Below are 395 nucleotides of genomic sequence, written 5' to 3'. Positions count from 1 at the left end.
GTCGTGCACCCGTTGGCATCCGTGACCGTTACCGAGTAGGTACCCGCTGAAAGGCCCGTGGCCGTAGCGCCCGTAGCCCCATTGCTCCACAGGTAGGTGTAATCCGGCGTGCCGCCCGTCGGGGCAACCGAAGCCGAACCATCGCTAGCCCCGTTTGCACTGATTTGATTCTCAACCGAGGCCACACACGTTAACTCCACCGGCTCCCCAATGGTCACCTGGCAGCTTGTCTGGTTCTGGTTCGCATCCGTCACCGTTACCGAGTAGGTGCCCGCTGAAAGATTGTCTGCCGTGGCCGTGGTCTGACCGTCACTCCAAAGGAACGTGTATTCTCCCACTCCCCCGCTCGGAGTCACCGTGGCCGATCCGTCTTCCCCTCCATTGCAGCTTACATC

At 61.0% G+C, this 395-nt stretch carries 1 protein-coding gene; it reads right to left on the bottom strand.

Annotation, left to right across the window (positions count from 1 at the left end; genetic code table 11):
* The coding region (locus NG653_RS14665) for a SprB repeat-containing protein (RefSeq protein ID WP_252742459.1) at positions 1 to 395 on the bottom strand (395 nt) is incomplete at both ends.

Source organism: Robiginitalea marina, assembly GCF_024006985.1.
GTDB classification, from domain to species: domain Bacteria; phylum Bacteroidota; class Bacteroidia; order Flavobacteriales; family Flavobacteriaceae; genus Robiginitalea; species Robiginitalea marina.
The sequence above is the reverse complement of the archived record's forward strand: the minus strand, read 5'-3'. Positions and strand labels throughout refer to the sequence as shown.